The organism is Actinoplanes sp. NPDC021490 (genome assembly GCF_055562135.1).
Genome location: NZ_JBVHFW010000002.1, coordinates 495,540 through 513,130 on the forward strand (window position 1 = coordinate 495,540; position 17,591 = coordinate 513,130).

15 protein-coding genes are annotated in these 17,591 nt (G+C 71.4%); 6 read left to right on the forward strand and 9 right to left on the reverse strand.

Annotated features, from left to right (window positions below):
• Positions 1 to 41 precede the first annotated feature (41 nt).
• The 4 genes from ACZ3I4_RS06700 to ACZ3I4_RS06715 all read right to left on the reverse strand — a co-directional run bounded on the left by ACZ3I4_RS06700 (position 42) and on the right by ACZ3I4_RS06715 (position 5,349).
• A complete protein-coding gene (locus ACZ3I4_RS06700; protein WP_465380877.1) occupies positions 42 to 1,325 on the reverse strand; it encodes a zinc-dependent alcohol dehydrogenase in 1,284 nt (427 codons plus the stop codon).
• A gap of 164 nt (positions 1,326 to 1,489) precedes the next feature.
• Positions 1,490 to 2,476, reverse strand: a complete 987-nt coding sequence (locus ACZ3I4_RS06705; RefSeq protein ID WP_465380878.1) for a LacI family DNA-binding transcriptional regulator — start codon at positions 2,474 to 2,476, stop codon at positions 1,490 to 1,492.
• 60 nt (positions 2,477 to 2,536) lie between these two features.
• On the reverse strand, positions 2,537 to 3,427 hold the full coding sequence (locus ACZ3I4_RS06710) for a tagatose-bisphosphate aldolase (RefSeq protein ID WP_465380879.1): 891 nt from the start codon (positions 3,425 to 3,427) through the stop codon (positions 2,537 to 2,539).
• A complete protein-coding gene (locus ACZ3I4_RS06715) occupies positions 3,424 to 5,349 on the reverse strand; it encodes an FGGY family carbohydrate kinase (protein ID WP_465380880.1) in 1,926 nt (641 codons plus the stop codon). Before ACZ3I4_RS06715 ends, ACZ3I4_RS06710 begins: the two co-directional genes overlap by 4 nt.
• Before the next feature lie 188 nt (positions 5,350 to 5,537).
• Between ACZ3I4_RS06715 and ACZ3I4_RS06720 the strand changes: the two genes are divergently transcribed.
• Entirely contained in the window at positions 5,538 to 7,589 is a 2,052-nt protein-coding gene (locus tag ACZ3I4_RS06720; protein ID WP_465380881.1) for an HAD-IA family hydrolase, read from the forward strand.
• 250 nt (positions 7,590 to 7,839) lie between these two features.
• On the opposite strand, the gene ACZ3I4_RS06725 is transcribed toward ACZ3I4_RS06720, so the two are convergent.
• The 3 genes from ACZ3I4_RS06725 to ACZ3I4_RS06735 all read right to left on the reverse strand — a co-directional run bounded on the left by ACZ3I4_RS06725 (position 7,840) and on the right by ACZ3I4_RS06735 (position 10,801).
• A complete protein-coding gene (locus ACZ3I4_RS06725; protein ID WP_465380882.1) occupies positions 7,840 to 8,844 on the reverse strand; it encodes a glycoside hydrolase family 6 protein in 1,005 nt (334 codons plus the stop codon).
• Positions 8,845 to 9,088: 244 nt separating this feature from the next.
• Positions 9,089 to 10,351: a PQQ-dependent sugar dehydrogenase gene (locus ACZ3I4_RS06730; RefSeq protein ID WP_465380883.1), complete on the reverse strand. Its 1,263-nt coding sequence runs from the start codon at positions 10,349 to 10,351 to the stop codon at positions 9,089 to 9,091.
• 9 nt (positions 10,352 to 10,360) lie between these two features.
• Positions 10,361 to 10,801: an Lrp/AsnC family transcriptional regulator gene (locus tag ACZ3I4_RS06735; RefSeq protein WP_465380884.1), complete on the reverse strand. Its 441-nt coding sequence runs from the start codon at positions 10,799 to 10,801 to the stop codon at positions 10,361 to 10,363.
• A 131-nt stretch (positions 10,802 to 10,932) separates the two neighbouring features.
• Here ACZ3I4_RS06735 and ACZ3I4_RS06740 point away from each other — a divergent pair, with 131 nt between their 5' ends.
• Genes ACZ3I4_RS06740 through ACZ3I4_RS06760 form a run of 5 tightly spaced genes read left to right on the forward strand, consistent with a single transcriptional unit; the run spans position 10,933 to position 16,229 of the window.
• Complete coding sequence (locus ACZ3I4_RS06740) at positions 10,933 to 12,015, forward strand: thiamine pyrophosphate-dependent enzyme (RefSeq protein ID WP_465380885.1); 1,083 nt, start codon at positions 10,933 to 10,935, stop codon at positions 12,013 to 12,015.
• Complete coding sequence (locus ACZ3I4_RS06745; protein ID WP_465380886.1) at positions 12,012 to 12,995, forward strand: alpha-ketoacid dehydrogenase subunit beta; 984 nt, start codon at positions 12,012 to 12,014, stop codon at positions 12,993 to 12,995. Before ACZ3I4_RS06740 ends, ACZ3I4_RS06745 begins: the two co-directional genes overlap by 4 nt.
• On the forward strand, positions 12,992 to 14,527 hold the full coding sequence (locus tag ACZ3I4_RS06750; protein ID WP_465380887.1) for a dihydrolipoamide acetyltransferase family protein: 1,536 nt from the start codon (positions 12,992 to 12,994) through the stop codon (positions 14,525 to 14,527). Before ACZ3I4_RS06745 ends, ACZ3I4_RS06750 begins: the two co-directional genes overlap by 4 nt.
• Positions 14,528 to 14,570: 43 nt before the next feature.
• Positions 14,571 to 15,803, forward strand: a complete 1,233-nt coding sequence (locus tag ACZ3I4_RS06755; RefSeq protein ID WP_465380888.1) for a phosphotransferase — start codon at positions 14,571 to 14,573, stop codon at positions 15,801 to 15,803.
• Between the two features lie 18 nt (positions 15,804 to 15,821).
• Positions 15,822 to 16,229, forward strand: coding sequence for an SRPBCC family protein (locus ACZ3I4_RS06760; RefSeq protein WP_465380889.1), 408 nt, complete (start codon positions 15,822 to 15,824; stop codon positions 16,227 to 16,229).
• A 126-nt stretch (positions 16,230 to 16,355) separates the two neighbouring features.
• On the opposite strand, the gene ACZ3I4_RS06765 is transcribed toward ACZ3I4_RS06760, so the two are convergent.
• Positions 16,356 to 17,099, reverse strand: coding sequence for a class I SAM-dependent methyltransferase (locus ACZ3I4_RS06765; protein ID WP_465380890.1), 744 nt, complete (start codon positions 17,097 to 17,099; stop codon positions 16,356 to 16,358).
• Between the two features lie 42 nt (positions 17,100 to 17,141).
• On the reverse strand, positions 17,142 to 17,486 hold the full coding sequence (locus tag ACZ3I4_RS06770) for a DUF6174 domain-containing protein (RefSeq protein WP_465380891.1): 345 nt from the start codon (positions 17,484 to 17,486) through the stop codon (positions 17,142 to 17,144).
• Positions 17,487 to 17,591: the final 105 nt, after the last annotated feature.

The following is a 17,591-nucleotide window of genomic DNA, read 5'->3' on the forward strand; positions in this document are numbered from 1 at the left end:
TGCGTGTATCAGCCGGGGAGGGCTGGTGGGGGTGGAACTGCTTATGCGGTGACGACGACTTTCACGTGGCGGCCGCTGCACGCGGCGGCGAACGCCTCGCCGATCTCGTCGAGCGGGTAGCGGGCGGTGACGATCCGCTCGGGTTCGACCGCGCCCGAGGCGAGCAGGCCGATGGCCGTCCGGATGTCGTCCCGGGTGTAGGTCGCGCTGCCCTGGATCCGGACCTGCAAGTCCTGGATCTCGGGCAGCGCAACGGTGACCGGCGCGGCCGGAACGCCGACGATCACGACCGTGCCGCCCTTGACGGCGATGGCGACGGCCTGGTCGACCGAGCTCTGCACGGCCACGCAGTCGAACACGACGTCCGCGCTGGTGCCGAGGTCGTCGCGGATGTCCTGAACCATCGCCGGTGACGCCGCGTCGTGCACGGAGTCGGCGCCGAGCGCCCGGGCCAGGTCTCGTTTCCCGGGGTTGAGGTCGCTGACGGCGATCCGCGCGGCGCCGGCGTGACGCGCGGCGGCCAGCGTGAGCAGGCCGATGGTGCCGGCGCCGAGCACGGCGACGGTCTTGCCGGTGAGGTCCGGGCCGGCGAGCCGGACGGCGTGGACGGGGGTGGAGAGCGGTTCGACGAGGACAGCGGCCAGGTCGCTGACCGCGTCGGGCAGGGGGATCGCGCGGTCGGCCGGGACGACGAGGTAGTCGGCCAGGCCGCCGTGCTGGGTGGTGCAGCCGAAGAACGTCATGGTCGCGCAGAGGTTGTAGCGACCGTCCCGGCAGTATTTGCAGTGGCCGCAGGCGAAAATCGGCTCAACCGCGACCCGGGTTCCCACCGCGAGGCCGTTGCCCGGCGCGAGGCCGTTGCCCGACGCGAGGCCGTTGCCCGACGCGAGGTCGTCGCCCGAGCCGTCACCCGCGTTGCGGTTTTCTGCCGGCCCGGAGCTGCTGCCCGCCTCGGAGCCGCTGCTCGCCGCGGGCTTGCCGCCCGCCGCGAGGCTGTTGACTGCCGCGGGGCTGTTGGCCGCCGCGGAGCTGTCGGCCACCACGGCGCCGTCGGCCCCTACGGAGCGGTCGCCCTCCGCGGGGCTGTCGGCCACCGCGGGGCCGCCGCTGGCCTCGACCACGCCGTAGATCTCGTGGCCGGGGCTGTAGGGCAGCGACACGAACGGGTGGCGGCCGTGGAAGGCGTGCACATCCGAGCCGCAGATGCCGGTCATCCGCATGCGGATGACGACCTCGCCCGGCCCGGCCTGCGGCACATCGGCGGGCTGGATCTCGACCTGGCCGGGCCCGGTGACAACGGCCCGGCGAGCGGCGAACGGCTTCATGCGAACTCCTCCAGGGCCTGTGAGCGGAACCACTTGTTAACTCGGTTGAAACGCACAGTAGGTCATGTCACCGGTGTTTGTCACCGGTGTCATGGGTAATTCTTCGGAATCATGTCATCGGTGTCATGACATAGATTGCCCAGCTCAAAGAGGGGCGTGCCGCTTTACGGCTTGGCGACCTTGCAGGACTCGCGCTCGATGAGCGTGACGTCCAGAATGTTGGTCCGCTTGAGCCGCCGCTTCGGGAAATCGGCGCGCTCGAACACACGGGTCGCGGCCAGCAGGCCGATCTGGTCGGGATCCTGATCCACGACCGTCAGGGCCGGCCGCAGCAGGTCGGCCATCGGGAAGTCACCGAAGCCGACCACCGCCACCGACTCCTCCGGCAGCACGCGCAGCAACAGCATCGAGCTGCGCGCGTTCGACGAGAAGACCGCGGTGGGCCTTTCCGGCAGCGCCATCAGCCGGGCCACCGCTTCCTGAGTCGACTCGCGATCCTTGACGTACGAGGCCACGAGCGCCTGGTCGAACGGAAGGCCGGCCTCCTCGAGGGCACGGCGATAGCCCGCGAGACGGTTCACCTCGGGCGACAGGTGGAAGCTGTCCCCGACGTACGCGATCCGCCTGTGACCGTGGTCGATGAGGTGACCCGTCGCCAGGTAACCGCCGGCCTCGTCGTTGTCGGTGAAGATGTCGGCCGCCAGACCGGTCGGCGAGCGGTCGACGAACACCACCGGGGTGTTGTCGGTCCACCGCTTGAGCCACGAGTGGTCGGTGCCGATCGGCGCGACAATCAGCCCCGCGAGACGCCGGCTGAGCAGCGACTCGAGCACGTCACGTTCGCGGGCCGGGTCGTCGCCCAGATTGGTGAGCAGCGTGGCCACTCCCCGCTTGCGGGCGACGTCGTCGACCGCACGGGCGATCGCGGCGAAGAACGGGTCGACGATGTCAGGCACCGCGATGCCGATGGCCGACGTCTTGCCGGACCGGAACGTGGTGGCCAGAACATTGGGGACGTAATTGAGCTCCCGCATGATTTGCTCGACGTGCGCCCGGGTCTCGGGCAGCACGTGCGGGTCCTCGTTGAACACCCGGGAGACCGTCTTGGCCGACACTCCCGCACGGGCAGCCACGTCACGCATCGTCGCCATGGTCACCTCCGCACGTCCGTCAGCGCCGACGCAGCATATCGGACCGGCCGCGGCACGTGCTCAGTTACGCCCGTCCACCACATCGGCAAGTTCGTGCAGACGAGGCAGGGCCCGCTTGGTCAGGTAATCCTTGCGGAGATCGTGCGACACCGAGAGGCTGTCCTTCCACAGCGACCGCCCGGCCATCGCCCCCGCCGCGCCATTGGCCATGGCCGTGGCGACCTGACCCAGGAACGTCTCGTGGTCGACGCCGGCCGACAGCACGGCCCACGGCACGCCCTGCGCCGCGGCGGTGACGGCCGCGCAGCCCTCGGCCGAACCCGCGTACTGCAGCTTGAGCACCTTGGCGCCGCATTCGACGGCCAGTTTGGCACCGTCGGCCACCAGCTGGGGGAACTTGGCCGCGTACTCCTCCTCGCTCTCGCCCTTGAGCTGATAGGTGAGCAACTCGACGATGAGCAGCAGACCCTCGTCCGCGCACGCCGCGACCAGCTCGCGCATCTCCTCGGCCACCCGCGAGTCCGGGCCCTGCTTGTCGGGCCGGATGTGCCACAGCATCTTGGCCACATCACCCCCGAGTTCCCGTACGCGGCGGGCCGTCATTCCCGGCACGTACTGCGCGTACCGGAGGCCGTCGACGGTCTCGTAACCCGACGCGTCCATGCCCACGACCAGCGACGTGCCCCGGGCCAGCACCCCGTCGTCGACGACCGCCGGCAGCGCAACCTCGGGGTCGAGCAGGATCGCCGGCGCGTTGTTGGCCAGGTAGCGCAGCAGGTCGGCCTTGGCCGCGGCCAGTTCCTCCCGGCTGATCGAGTCGGGGCCGCCCGGCGCGTCCTTCATCGCGGCTTTCATGCCGTTGCGCTGGTCGGCGGCGACGATGAGCATCCGGCCGCCCGGGGTGGAGATCGCGGACATGCCGCGACGTTCGAGGGTGGTCAGCGGGTTCACGGTGCGGTTCCAATCTTCGGTGGGATGGTGCTCAGCAGTCGTGCGGCGACGCGGGTGGCGCCGTACGCGGTCTCTTCCTCGCGGGTCGAGGCGGTCATCGCGGGCAGAACGTGGGCGCGGGCACGCCGGACAGCCGCCATGCCCGCCCAGCCGCCGGTGAGGGTCGAGGTCGACGCGGCCGGCAGCTCGCGGTCCATGGCCTCGACGAGCAGCGCGATCTCGTCGTTGCTGTGCCGCAGCACCGCCCCGAACACTTCGGCCGGGCTGATCCCGTCGGCCCGTACGGTCAGCTTGAGAACCCCGTCGTCGTTCCGGGCCCCCGCCACCTCGATCGCGCCGTCGGGCAGCCCACCCTCGTACGGCAGAGCCATCACCGCGGCATCGAGCGCGTCCCGCCCGGCCCGGTCCTGAATGCCGGCCCCCTGCAACACGCGGCGCAGCAGAAGGCCCGTCTTCACCCCCGCCACGAGCACGTGCTTGCCCGGCACGACGTGGCGCACCTCGTTGATGAGATGCTCGGCCAGCCGGCAGCGGGCCTCGAACCCGAGCGGCGCGTCGATGACCCGCAGCAGCACCTCGGCCGTGCCCAGCGAGACGTGATAGTGGCTCGGCGGAAGGCCACCAGTGGCTTCGGCCGCAACCAGATGGTCGTGGCCGGCCACGGTGAGCATCGCCCCCGCGACGTTGGCGGGCAGCGGGCCGATCGCGCTCAGACCGAGACCGCCGCCAAGACCACCGCGAGGGTTGCCGCCCAGACCACCGCGGGGGTCGACGCCGCGACCATCGCGGGGGTCGACGCCGCGACCATCGCGGGGGTCGACGCCGAGATCACCGCGGGCACCGGCGCCGGAACCGGCGCGGAGTACGTCGTCGGAGCCACCGCCAAGACCACCGCGTGAATCACCAGCAGGAACACCGCGGAAACTTTCGCCCGAGCCAGAGGCATAACCGTCACGGGAGCCACCGACAGGGCCACCGCGGAGAACGTCGCCCGAGCCACCACCGGGACCAGCGGGTGCACCGGCAGGACCGAAAGCGCCGACAGGACCGAAAGCGCCGGCAACACTGGGAAGGCCATCGCCGAGGTCGCCGGAGCTGCCGTCGCGGAAACCAACGGCGGGACCATCGGCGAGGTCGCCGGAGAGGCCGTCGCGGGAGCCGTCAGCGAGGCCGTCACCGGTGTCATCGTCGAATCCGGCTGCGAACGCGCCGTCGAGGCCGTTCGGGGTCGGGCCGTCGAGGCCGTTCGGGGTCGGGCCGCCGGCCTGGCCGAGTCGGGTGCCGGCGTGAACCAACGGGGGCAAAAATGATTCGTCGACCCCCAACTCGCGGAGCATGTCGGGCCACGGCAGGCCGGTGTCCTGGTCGAGCAGGCCGGTCCTCGAGATCAGGGAGTATTCGCTGACGGGGGTGCCACCGAGGGCGACGGCGACGAACTCCGGGAGGTTGAGCCAGCGCGTTCCGTGCAGGCGGACGCCCTGGTCGCGCAGGTAAGCCAGCTTGGCCACGCTGACCTGGGCGCCGAGCGGCAGGCCGGTGCGGCCGGCGAAGTCGGCTCGGATTCGCTCGGGGAAGGCCGCGGCCTGCTCGGAACCGCGCGGATCGAACCAGGCGTAGGCGGGGGCGATCGGTACGCCGTCGGCGTCGATCAGCATGCCGGTCTCACCCATGCCGGCCAGGGCGATGACCTCGATCGCGACATCGGTGACATCGGCGAGGCGGCAGGCGACCGTGGTGATGAGCTCGCGGACGGCGGCGAGCAGCTCACCGGCGTCCATCTCGGTCGTGCCGCCGGGCCCGGAGCGCCACGGCGTCGGCACCTGAGCAGCGGTGATCTCGCTGCCCGCCTCGTCGGTGACGAGCATCTTGAGGCCGGTGCTGCCCAGATCGATGCCCGCGACCAGACGTGCCGGATTCACCACGCGCGTTCTCCTGACCGCTGAAGGATGGTCGTGTCACCGGTGTCATGACAAGACATGACACCGCCGCTTTCTGAATTGATTCATGACCAGACGGGCCGGGTTCACCCCGAGGGCGTTTCACCGGCCGCTGACATTTGAGTCATGTCACCGGTGTCGTCAACGTCCATGACACCGGTAACATGACGCTCATGATGTGGCCCCCCTCGACGGATTGTCAACAGCCCGAGCGTCTCGTCGTTGCCGTTTCCGGCGCCGCCGGCAGCGGCAAGTCCACGCTGGGCCGAGCCCTGGCCACGACCCTGGCCGCTCCCCTGCTCGACCTCGACTCGGTCACGAATCCCCTGCTGGACGCGCTTCCGCCGGAATCGCTCGGCGGCCATTGGCTCGCCTCACCACACGCCGCCGTCATCCGCGCCGGTCGATATGCGGCCTTGTGCGCGACGGCCCGCGACGTCATCAGCACGGCCAACTGCGCCGTCCTGGTGGCCCCTTTCACCGCCGAACTACGCGGCGGCCCCGAGTGGACCCGCCTGCGCGAGGCCGTCGGCGATGACCTCCGTGTCATCCACCTCAGCGGCGCCGACGATCTGCTGGCCTCCCGCCGGGCCACTCGCACGGAACCGCGTGACCGTCACCGGGTGCCCGAACCGTTCATCCCACCCGCCGTTCCGGTCATCGAGATCGACGCCGAACTGACCACAACCCAGCAACTGTTGCGCGCGGTGGTCGCCCTGAGCCTGAGAGTCCCCATCCAGCGCGGCTCCCGCTCCGCCGCGCCCACCGCAACGCCGGCCGAAATCGGCTCAGCACCCGAACGGGACGGCCGGGCCCAACAACGAAACGACACAGCGCAGGAGGCCACCGGCTCACCACGCGACGGCACCCAGAGGACACAGCAACGACCCGGCACGGCCGGCAAGCCACACGACCGCGACCAGGCGGTGCAAGCCGGCACGGCTGGCACAGCACACGGCCGCGACCAGGCGGCGCAAGAAGGACCTGGCACGGCCGGCACGGCACACGACCACGACCACGACCACGACCACGACCACGACCACGACCACGACCACGACCACGACCACGACCAGACGACACAGCAACGACCCGGCACGGCCGGCAAGCCACACGACCGCGACCAGGCGGTGCAAGCCGGCACGGCACACGGCCGCGACCAGGCGGCGCAAGAAGGACCTGGCACGGCCGGCACGGCACACGACCACGACCACGACCACGTGGCGGACGCAAGGCGTGGCACGGCACGGGAGGCGAACAGCCCGACTCACGACCGCGGACGCACCGCGCAACCGGGATACAACATCGACGGCTCGACTCACGCGCACCACCACGCGGCGAACGGAAAGCATGTTGCGGCATGGCACACCAGCAGCCCGACACGCGAACACGCCAAGACGTCGCTGGAACGGCCCGGCCGCGACGGCTCGGCCGGGGAACACGACCACGCGGCGCAGGAAAAGCCCGGCGGCAACGGCTCGGCCGGGGAACGCGACCACGCGGCGCAGGAAAGGCCCGGAGCCGAAGGAGTCAGGGTGGGTGAGGGGCGCGTCGAGGGAGGGCGGCCTGGGGCTTACGGGCTGTTCGACCAAGACTTCGATGCGGTCCTGTTCGACCTCGACGGCACCCTCGCGGACTCGACGGCCTCGGTTCTGCGGTCGTGGCGCCGGTTCGCGGTCGAGACCGGCGTCGACACGCAACTGGTTGCGCAGAATCACGGCCGGCCCGCCCGTGCCCTCATGACACTTCTGTTGCCGCCGGAACGCACCGCCGAAGGGCTGGCCCGGATCCTCGACATCGAGATCGCCGACTCGGCCACCGTGCGCCCCACACTGGGCGCGGCCGAGTTTTTCGCCGCCGTGCCTGGGGAACGACGGGCGATCGTCACCTCCGGCTCGGCCGTGCTGGCCACCGCCCGGCTGCGGGGCGCCGGTCTGCCCGTCCCGGAGGTGATGGTCACGGCCGATGACGTACGGGTGGGGAAGCCCGATCCGGAGCCGTTCCGGCTGGCTGCCCGGCGGCTGGGTGTCGATCCCCGGCGTTGCCTGGCCGTTGAGGACGCGCCCGCCGGCATCCGTTCGGCCCGGGCCGCGGGTTGCACCGTGCTCGCCGTGACGGGAACCTCCCCTGCGCACGAGCTGGGCGAGGCCGACGTGATCGTCGACGGTCTCGACCGCTTGCGCATCCACTCGGCCGGCGGCCAGGTCCGGGTTGAGGCCAGGCACTGACCGTCAGCCCGGGCCAACTCCAGGGCGCATCCGAGCCGTCAGCCCCGGGCCAACTCCAGGGCGCACCCGGACCGTCAGCCGCAGGCCAACTCGGGGACGTATCGGACCGTCAGCCGCAGGCCAACTCCAGGACGTATCGGACCGTCAGCCGCAGGCCAACTCCAGGACGTATCGGACCGTCAGCCGCAGGCCAACTCCAAGGCGCACCCGAGCCGTCAGCCCGGGCCAGCTCCAGGGCGCACCCGAGCCGTCAGCCTCGGGCCAGTTCCAGGGCGTATTTGGGCCACCACTGGCCGGCCACCGGGGCGCCGTCGCCGCAGGCGCCGTCGGATTCGCCTGGGCGTTTGATCCAGAGGTAGGCGTCGACGAGTTTGTGGCCGGTGGACAGGGTCGGCGGGTCGCCCAGGGCGCGGCCCGGTGGGTTGCACCAGTGGTCGTCGCCGGCTGTTTTGCGGGCTGGGCCGTTGCCGTTGCGGCTGGTGTCGATGACGAAGTGGGCGCCGTTCAGTTTTTTCGACAACCTGGTCCCGTACGCGATGTTGCTCCTGGTTGTTTCGAAGTTGGCGACGTTGAGGGCGAAACCGTCGGCCCGCTGGACGCCGGCCTTCCTGAGCGCGTCGCTCATCCGGGTGGTGTCGGTGATCCAGCCCGAGTTGCCGCCGTCCAGGTAGACGCGCAGGCCCGGGTTCTTCTTCAGCGTGTCGATCGTGGTGGCGAGCAGGGCGTAGCGCGCGTTGCGTTCGGCGTTGCTCAGGCAGCCCTGCACGGCCTGCGCGACCGAGTCGGGCTCGAGGATGATGATGGCCTTCTGGCCGGCCAGCGCGGCCGCCATCGAGCGGATCCACGCCGAGTAAGCGGCGGGGCTGCTCGCGCCGCCCGCCGAGTGGCTTTCGCAGTCGCGTCCGGGGATGTGGTAGAGGGTCAGCACGGGCAGCCGGCCTGCCGCCGCGGCCGCCGCCGTGACCTCCCGGGCCCGGGTGACCTGCTCGTCGGCGAACCAGGCGGCCACCGGACGGGTGGCGATCTTGCGGATGAGCGCGGCGTCGGCCGTCCGGCCCGCGGCCTCGTACGCCCTGACCTGCTCGACGGCGGGGCCGGCCGGCTCGACGTACAGGGAAGGAGCGACCGAGGGCGACGGCTTGGCCGAAGGAACCGGAGCCGGGGTGTCCGGCTTGACGATCAGCCAGGTCGCCGTCAGCACCCCGGCCAGCCCGGCCGCGAGCACGACAAGCCGGCCCCGACGATGACGAGCCACTAGGCGACCCGCACCCACCGGGCGACCGAGGGCACGCCCCGGTCGTCGACGACAAGAAACGGCACGAGGGCCTTCGTCTCCGGGATGCTGATGGCCAATCCGTCCTCCGTCGGGCGCGACAACGTGCGTCACGTCGCCGGGCCGCCCACGCTGCACGTCCTTGCTCTCGGAGGGAACGTTACCGTCGTGCCGCGCCGGACGGTGGCAGGCCCGCCAATGACGGGAAGGGCCGGCCCTTCGCAGGTCAGGACGAGGCGACCCGGTAGATCGCGCCGGCCTGGTCGTCGCTGACATAGATCGCGCCGTCGGGGCCCTGGACCGCCATCACCGGGCGGCCCCAGCGGGAGCCGTCCTCGCGCTGGAAGCCGCTCAGCAGGGTCTGCTGCGGGCCGAGCGTGCCGTCCCGCCAGGCGAAGAACGACACCTCGGGCGGGCGGGGCGGCTGACGGTTCCACGAGCCGTGGATGCCGACCAGCGCGCCGGGGCCGTAGCCGCCCGGCACATCGGCGACGAAGCTCATCCCCAGGGGCGCCGAGTGCGCGCCCATGCCCTGCTCGGACGGCTTCAGCTTCGAGCAGTCGAGCTTCGCGCCGTTCCGGTTGGTCTGCACGTCGCGCACGAACGGGCGTCCGGTGTAGCTGATCTCGCCGTTGTCCAGGTCGGGGTCGGGGTTGCAGTACGGCCAGCCGAGGTCACGCCCCTCGGTGAGCAGCGCCAACGGCTCGAGCGGGTGGTCGTTGACGTACGACTCCTCGACGTCGCCGTTCTTCGGGTTGGCGATGTTGTCCCGGTTGTTGACGGCCGTCCACACCCCGCCGTCGGGGTCGATGGCCAGGCCGGTGCCGTTGCGGACGCCCCGCGCGAAGGTCTCGGCCGGCTTGCCCTTGCGCGCCCGCAGGATCGCCGCCCGCTCGGGCCGGGCCTCGCGGTCCTCGGCCGAGATGTTGCCGGTCGAGCCGATCGAGACGTAGATCGAGCCGTCCTTCCCGACGGCCACGCTCTTGAGCGCGTGCGCGTACTTGCCGCCCAGCTCGGGGCTCTTCTCGTCGGGCAGGTCACCGATGACCACGCGCTTGTCGCCGGCCCGGCCCGCGGCGTACGGGAAAGCATCGACCTGATCACTCTCGGCCACATAGAGCGTGTCGCCGTCGAAGGCCAGCCCGTGGGGTTGATTGAGGCCCTCCACCAGGGGCTGCTGCCGCTGCTGCTGATCGATGACGAGCACGTCGCCCGACTCCGGCCGCGACACCAGCAGCCGCTTGTCGGGCGTCCAGGCCAGCAGCCGCGCCCCCGGCACCTGCGCCCACACGCTGACCGTCCAGCCCGGCGGCGCCTTGATCCGATGCCCGTCGCCGCCTCGCACCTCGGTCTCGGCCAGCGCCGGCACCTCGACCGCCGCCGACGCCGAAACGGTCTGTTTCGGGGCCGCGGCCGGCTCGTCGCCGGAACAGGCGGCCACTCCGGCCAGCAGTCCCACGGCCGCCGCCGCACCCACGATTGCTCTCATTCGCATCCTTTACCCCGGTTCCGCCTCTTCGAAGACCAGCAGCGTCCGCGTGTTGACGACGCCCGGCATGCCCTGGATCCCGTCGAGCACCAGCCGGCCCAGCGCCGCGTTGTCCTCGGCCCGGACCAGCATGATCACGTCGAACTCGCCGCCGACCAGCGCGATGTGCACGACACCGGGCAGCGAGCGCAGCCGTTCGGCCACGTCACGCCACTCGGCCTGATTCAGATTCACCGTCACGTACGCCGTGGTCGGAAGACCCGCCGCGACATGGTCTACGTCCGCGCGGAACCCGCGGATCACTTTCGCCGTACGAAGCCGCTCGACCCGGGCGTACGCGTTGGCCCGGGAAATGTGCAGCCGCTCGGCCAGGGTGCGCATCGACAGCCGTCCGTCGTGCGTGAGCTCGGCCAGGATCTGCCGATCGATGTCGTCGAGGTCGTTGGCCACTTGTCTTGCCTCCCCGCCCACAGGGCCGTGATCGTTGGACGTTCGGCCGCTCAGGGACCGCACTTGACGAACTCTTTCTCGGTTCCGCGCCAGCACTGGAATCCAAATGGCAACGCTACAAGCATGGCGTCATGACAGGTGACACACACCACCTTCTGCCCTCGGGCACCCCGGTGACCCTGATCGGCATCGACGGCCACCCCGTCGCCGACTCGGGCCGCGTCTTCCCCTCCGACGCCGAACTGCGTCAGGCCCTGGCCGCCCTGATCACCGCCCGGCGGCTCAACGACCAGGCGTACGCCCTGGTCCGGCAGGGCCGGCTGGCGGTCTACCCGTCGTCGCACGGTCAGGAGGCCTGCCAGGTCGCCGCGGCCCAGGTGCTCGACGACGGCGACTGGCTGTTCCCGACGTACCGCGACACTGTGGCCGCGGTCGGCCGGGGCGTCGACCCGGTCGAGGCGCTGACCCTGCTCAAGGGCGACTGGCACTGCGGCTGGGACCCGTACGAGCACCGGGTCGCCCCGCACGCCACTCCCCTGGCCACCCAGCTCCCGCACGCCGTCGGGGTCGCGCACGCCGCCCGCCTGCGCGGCGAGCCGACCGTGGTGATGGCGCTCTGCGGCGACGGCGGCACCAGCGAGGGCGACTTCCACGAAGCGCTCAACTTCGCCGCGGTGCTGCGCTCCCCGGTGGTGTTCCTGATCCAGAACAACGAGTACGCGATCAGCGTGCCGCTCGCCCGGCAGACCGCGGCGCCGTCCCTGGCGTACAAGGGAATCGGTTATGGCATCCCCGGCGAACGGGTGGACGGCAACGATGTGGCCGCGCTGCTGACCGTGCTGGGCGAAGCCGTCGCGCGGGCCCGGGCCGGCGAGGGGCCGCAGCTGATCGAGGCGCACACGTACCGGATGCAGGCGCACACCAACGCCGACGACGCCACGCGGTATCGCACGCCGGCCGAGGTGGAGGCCTGGGTGGCCCGGGATCCGATCACCCGCCTGTCCCTTCATCTCGACCTGCCGCCGGCCGAGGTCGCGCTGCTGGAGGAGGAGGCCGAGCGGGTGGCCGCCCATCTGCGCGACGGCCTCAACCGCGACATCACGCCGGTTCCCGCGCGGCTGTTCGAGCACGTCTTCGCGACGCCGACGCCGCAACTGCGGGAACAACAGGCCCTGCTGGCCGACGAGCTCGCCCGGGAAGGAGCGGTGGGATGAGCCACGAGAAACTCACCATGGCGCAGGCGCTCAACCGGGCGCTGCGCGACGCGATGGCCGAGGATGACACCGTTGTCGTGTTCGGAGAGGACGTCGGCGCGCTCGGCGGCGTCTTCCGGGTCACCGACGGGCTCACGGCCGAGTTCGGCGAGAACCGCTGCTTCGACACCCCGCTGGCCGAGGCCGGCATCGTCGGCGTGGCGGTCGGCATGGCGATGAACGGCATGCGCCCGGTCGTGGAGATGCAGTTCGACGCGTTCGCCTACCCCGCGTTCGAGCAGATCGTCAGTCACGTCGCCAAGATGCGCAACCGCACCCTCGGGCGGGTCGCGCTGCCCATGGTCATCCGGGTCCCGTACGCCGGTGGGATCGGCGGCGTGGAGCATCACTGCGACTCGTCCGAGGCCTATTACGCCCACACGCCCGGGCTGCACGTGGTCACGCCGGCGACCCCGGAGGACGCGTACGGGCTGCTGCGCGAGTCGATCGCCTCGCCCGATCCGGTCGTGTTCCTGGAGCCCAAGAAGCTGTACTGGGCCAAGGAGGAAGTGTCGTTGCGGCCCTCGCCCCTGATCGGGCGCGCGGTCGTCCGGCGGGAGGGCACCGACGCGACGCTGATCGCGTACGGGCCGAGCGTGACCGTGGCTCTCGAGGCGGCCGAGGTCGCCGACCGCGAGGGGCGCAGCCTGCAGGTGGTCGACCTGCGCTCGATCGTGCCGTTCGACGATGAGACGGTGTGCGCGGCGGTGCGCTCGACCGGGCGGGCGGTGGTCGTGGCCGAGGCGGCCGGCTTCGCGAGTGTGTCGTCCGAGATCGTCGCGCGGGTCACCGAGCGGTGCTTCCACTCCCTGGCCGCCCCGATCCGGCGGGTGAGCGGGTTCGACATCCCGTACCCGCCGCCGAAGTACGAGCACCTGTATCTGCCCGGGGTCGACCGGGTGCTGGACGCGGTGGACGACCTGCAGTGGGAGGACTCGTGAGCGAGCAGGTCTTCACGCTGCCCGACCTGGGCGAGGGACTGACCGAGGCCGAGGTCGTGCGGTGGCTGGTGGCCGAGGGTGAGACGGTGTCGGTGGACCAGCCCGTCGTCGAGGTGGAGACGGCGAAGTCGCTGGTGGAGGTGCCGACCCCGTACGCCGGGAGGGTCGCGACCCGGCACGCGCCCGAGGGGTCCGTGCTCGAGGTGGGCAAGCCGCTGCTGACGGTGGCCCGGAACGAGTCGGCCGGCGAGACCTATCGCGAGGAGGAGCGGGCCGGGTCGGGCAACGTGCTGATCGGCTACGGCACCGCGGGCGCCTCCACGGCCCCGACCCGCCGTCGCCGTCCCCGAGCCGCTACTGCCGCCCCCGTCCCTGCTGCTGCCCCTGCCGCGCCCGTCCCTGCCCCCGCCGACGCCCCTGCCCCGATGCCCGCCGCCGTCCCTGCCCCCGCCGACGCCCCTGCCCCGATGCCCGCCGCCGTCCCTGCCCCCGCCGACGCCCCTGCCCCGGTGCCCGCCGCCGTCCCGGTTTCCGCCGCGTCCGTTCCCGTCCCGGCCGCCGCCGCGTCCATGTCACCGGTGACGAGCTCGGCTGTTTCACCGGCGGCATCGGCGCTCTCAGCCATGCCACCGGTGTCAGTTTCTCCTGTTGCTTTGCGGGTGCCTCGCGTGATCTCGCCGCTGGTGCGCCGCCTGGCTCGTGACACCGGTGTCGACCTCAAATCGATCGTCGGCAGCGGGACGGACGGGCTGATCGTGCGGGCCGATGTGCAGCGGGCGCTGTCCGCCCCGGCCCGTGACACCGGTGTCTCGTCCCCGGCTCCCGAGCCGCCTTTTTCGCCTGACACCGGTGTCTCGTCGGCCCCCGGGGAGCGGCGGGTGCCGTTCAGCGGTTTCCGCAAGGCAGTGTCGACAGCGCTCACCCGCAGCCGGTCCGAGATCCCCGAGGCCACGGTCTGGGTCGACGTCGACGCCACCCGGCTCTGGGAACTACGCGAGGCCACGCGCCCCGGCCCCGGCATCCTCGCCTACATCGCGCGCTTCACCGTGGCCGCGCTGCGCGAATACCCGGTGCTCAACTCGCGCGTGGACACCGAACGCCAGGAGGTCGTCGAACTCGAGCGCATCGATCTCGGCATCGCCGTACAGGGAAACCGGGGTCTGGTCGTTCCCGCCGTCACCGATGCCGGCGCTCTGACCACGGCGGGCCTCGACGCGGAGATCCGCCGGGTGACCGAGAGCGCGCGCCAGGGCACGGTGCTCGGCCACGGCACGTTCACGCTCAACAACTACGGCGGTTTCCGGGTCGACGGCAGCGCCGCCATCATCAACCATCCGCAGGTGGCGATCCTCGGCTTCGGCCGCATCCTCGACCGCCCGTGGGTCGTGGACGGCTCCATCTGCGTCCGCAAGATCACGCAGATGAGCTTCGTCTTCGATCACCGGGTCTGCGACGGCGGCACGGCGGCCGGCTTCATGCGCAGCGTCGCCGACGCCATCGAGGACCCCGCCTCGGCGATCGCGAGACTGTGACGTTCGCGGCCTGCAACGAACGGGAGGCTGCAACAATCGCCGGATGCTGAGCTGGCTGCCTGAGCCGACCATCGAAGCGTTGCGAGCCGCGCTCCGCACGGTGGCGCCTGCCTTGGCCGGGGGCGCCATCGTGCCGCGAGGGTTGGAACGTTCCAGCGATCCCGAATGGGCGGCGGCTACGGCTGTGGTCGACGACGCCTATGTGGTCAAGTTTGCCTGGGCGGAACCACCGGCCCGGCGAATCGTCCACCAAGCCCGCATCCTGGACGTGCTGCGAACGGCGGCCCCGCGCCTGCCGCTGCCCGAGGTGGTGGCGTTTTCTCCCTCGCCGGCCCTGCTCGTCACGCGCCGCTCCCCCGCGGTGCCGTTCTTCGACGTGCGGCATCAGCTCGCACCCCAACCCGCGGCGCGCGACCTGGCATCCGCGCTGGCGGCGCTGCACCACCCCGACGTGCTGCGGGCGGCCGACTCGCCACCCGCTCACAACACGGCAGACCCGGCGCGCGCAGTAGTCCAGTCGCCGGGCCACAACACGACCGAGGGCAAAACGACGGTCCAGCCGCGCGCGGAAGTCCAGCTGCCCGGTCATAACACGACCGGCCCGTCGGGTGCAGCAGTGCAGTTGCCGGGCCACAACACGACCGGCCCGTCGCGTGCGGCAGTCCAGTTGCCGGGCCGCAACACGACCGAGGACCGCAACACGAACGATCCGTCGCGCGCTACAGTCCAGCTGCCCGGCCGCAACACGACCGAGGGCGGCAACACGACCGACCCGGCGCGCGCGGCGGTTGAGCTGGGTGAGGCAACCGACCACACGTCGACCGGCGAGCTGCGGGCGCGGCTTCCCGCTCTGGTTGGGCCCGGCCGGGGTGCGCGGGTGGTGGCGTGGTGCGATTGGGCCGACGAGGTCCTGGCCACGCCGGGGCGGCGCGTTCTCGTGCACGGGGACTTCCACGGCGACAACCACCTCTGGCTCGGCGGACGCCTGCGGCTGGTCATCGACTGGGAATCGGCTGCGGCCGGGGAGCCCGAGTTCGACCTGCGGTGCCTGCCGTCGGACTGCGGGGCCGAGATGTTTGGTGCGGTTGTGGCCGAATACGAGAGGTTGACCGGGAGCTTCGTGGACCTCGACCGGGTCATGGCCTGGCATCTGCGCGCTGTGCTGGGGGACGTGTTGTGGCGGGGCGAGGCCGGTGTTCCGCTTCCGGGCGGCGGCACCCCGGCGCAGTGGGTGGACGACCTGGGGGCGAGACTTGCGGTCGCGCGGCGTTCCTAGGACGGGAGAGGCTCCACAATGGCCACAGTAAGGGTCGAGGCCGTCATCGAGGTGTCCGCGTCGCGGGTGTGGGAGGCGGTGGCCGATGTCGGGGCGGTGCACCGGCGGCTGCTGCCGGGGCGGGTCGCGGATGCCCGTCTCGACGGTGACGTGCGGGTGCTGACGATGCCGGACGGGTCAGAGATCCGCGAGCTGATCGTGTCGGTCGACCACGACGACCGGCGATTGGCGTACGCGGTGGTCGAGGGTCAGAAGATGCCGTTGACCTATCACCACGCGAGCTTTCAGGTGTTCGCCGACGGCGACCGGAGCCGGCTGGTGTGGCTGACCGACGTGCTGCCGCATCCTATGGCCGGCGCTGTGCGGGCGCGGACCGAACGCGGCATCCTCGAGATCAAGGACGTTCTGGAGGCGGCGCACGCTTGACCTCGGGCAGTGAACGGGTCCCCAGCGTCGGGCGACGGCCGGCGCCCGGATCGCTACACCGGTACCCGGGCCAGGACCGCAACACCGGCAGCCAGGATCGCTACACCGGTACGAGGGCCCGGATCGCTACGCCGGTACGCGGGCGTGGATCAGGAAACGGTGGGCGTACGCGCGGAAGAAGCCCTCGGCCCGGATTTGGGCGTCGACGCGGCGCAGGGCGGGGCGATACCGGTCGACGGTGAAGTCGGGAATCTGCCAGGGCACCGCCCGCAGTTGATAGACCAGCGCCCCGACGTCGTAGAAGTCGAACGGCGGCCGCTCCTCGCGGACGTCGACGATCGAGAACCCGGCCCCGGCCAGCCGCTCGGCCGCCACCTCGGCGGTCCAGTCGTGGCCGTACGCGGCGGAGGCGCCGAGCGTTTCGTTGACGGCCGCGCAGTCGTCGCTGCCGACTTGCTGGGTGAGGAGGGTTCCGCCGGGCTCGAGCACCCGCGCGACCTCGGCCGGGTCGAGGCGGCCGTGCCGGTTGAGGACGAGGTCGGCGGAGCGGGAGGCGACGGGCAGGGTGTTGCCGGGCGCGAAGACGACCGTGGCTCCGAGCGGGGCGAGGCGTTCCCGGGCGACGGGCACATTGGGCGGCCAGCCCTCGGTTGCCGTGGTGCGGGGCGGCAACGGCGCCAACCCGGCCAGGACCTCGCCGCCGCCGGTGTCGATGTCCAGCAGCGCGGAACTGTCACGCAGCAGGTCACCGGCGAGCGCGGGGTAGGACCACGACGGCTGGGAGCCGGCGGTGCGGCCCTCCAGCCAGCGGAAGTCCCACCCGTGCAACGGTACGGCGGCCGCCTCGTTCACGAGCTCCTCGAAGGCCATCCGGCGACCCTAGGCGGGACCGCGGGACGGTTCCATCGAGTTTCAGGACGGGGTGAGGTCACTGATCGCGTAGCAGGATTCCTCGTCCACGGCGTTCTTCTCGGGATCGATGTCTATGCGCGTCGGATTCCCGGCCGCGTCGGTCTCGAGGTCGGCCCGGTGGGCGCCCGTGCGCCGGGCCTCGTTGAGCTGGCCGATCAGCTGGGCGACGGTGGGGATGGGTTCGCTGCGGCCGGTCGCGACCATCTGGCGGCCGGCTTCGTCGAGGCCCTCGGCCTTGGTGACCTGACCGTTCTCGACGGTGATGCGGAAACGACCGATCAGCGCGCGCTCGCCGCAGGACGACTCCAGCACGTACGTGTAGGCGGCGGGCTCGGTCCAGGTCACCGGCTCGGACGGACCGCCACATCCGGCCACCAACAGAACTGCACCAACGGTCCACCGGCGTCCGCGTGAAGTCATGGCGTCTTGGACGGAGGCGGGAAGAGGGTG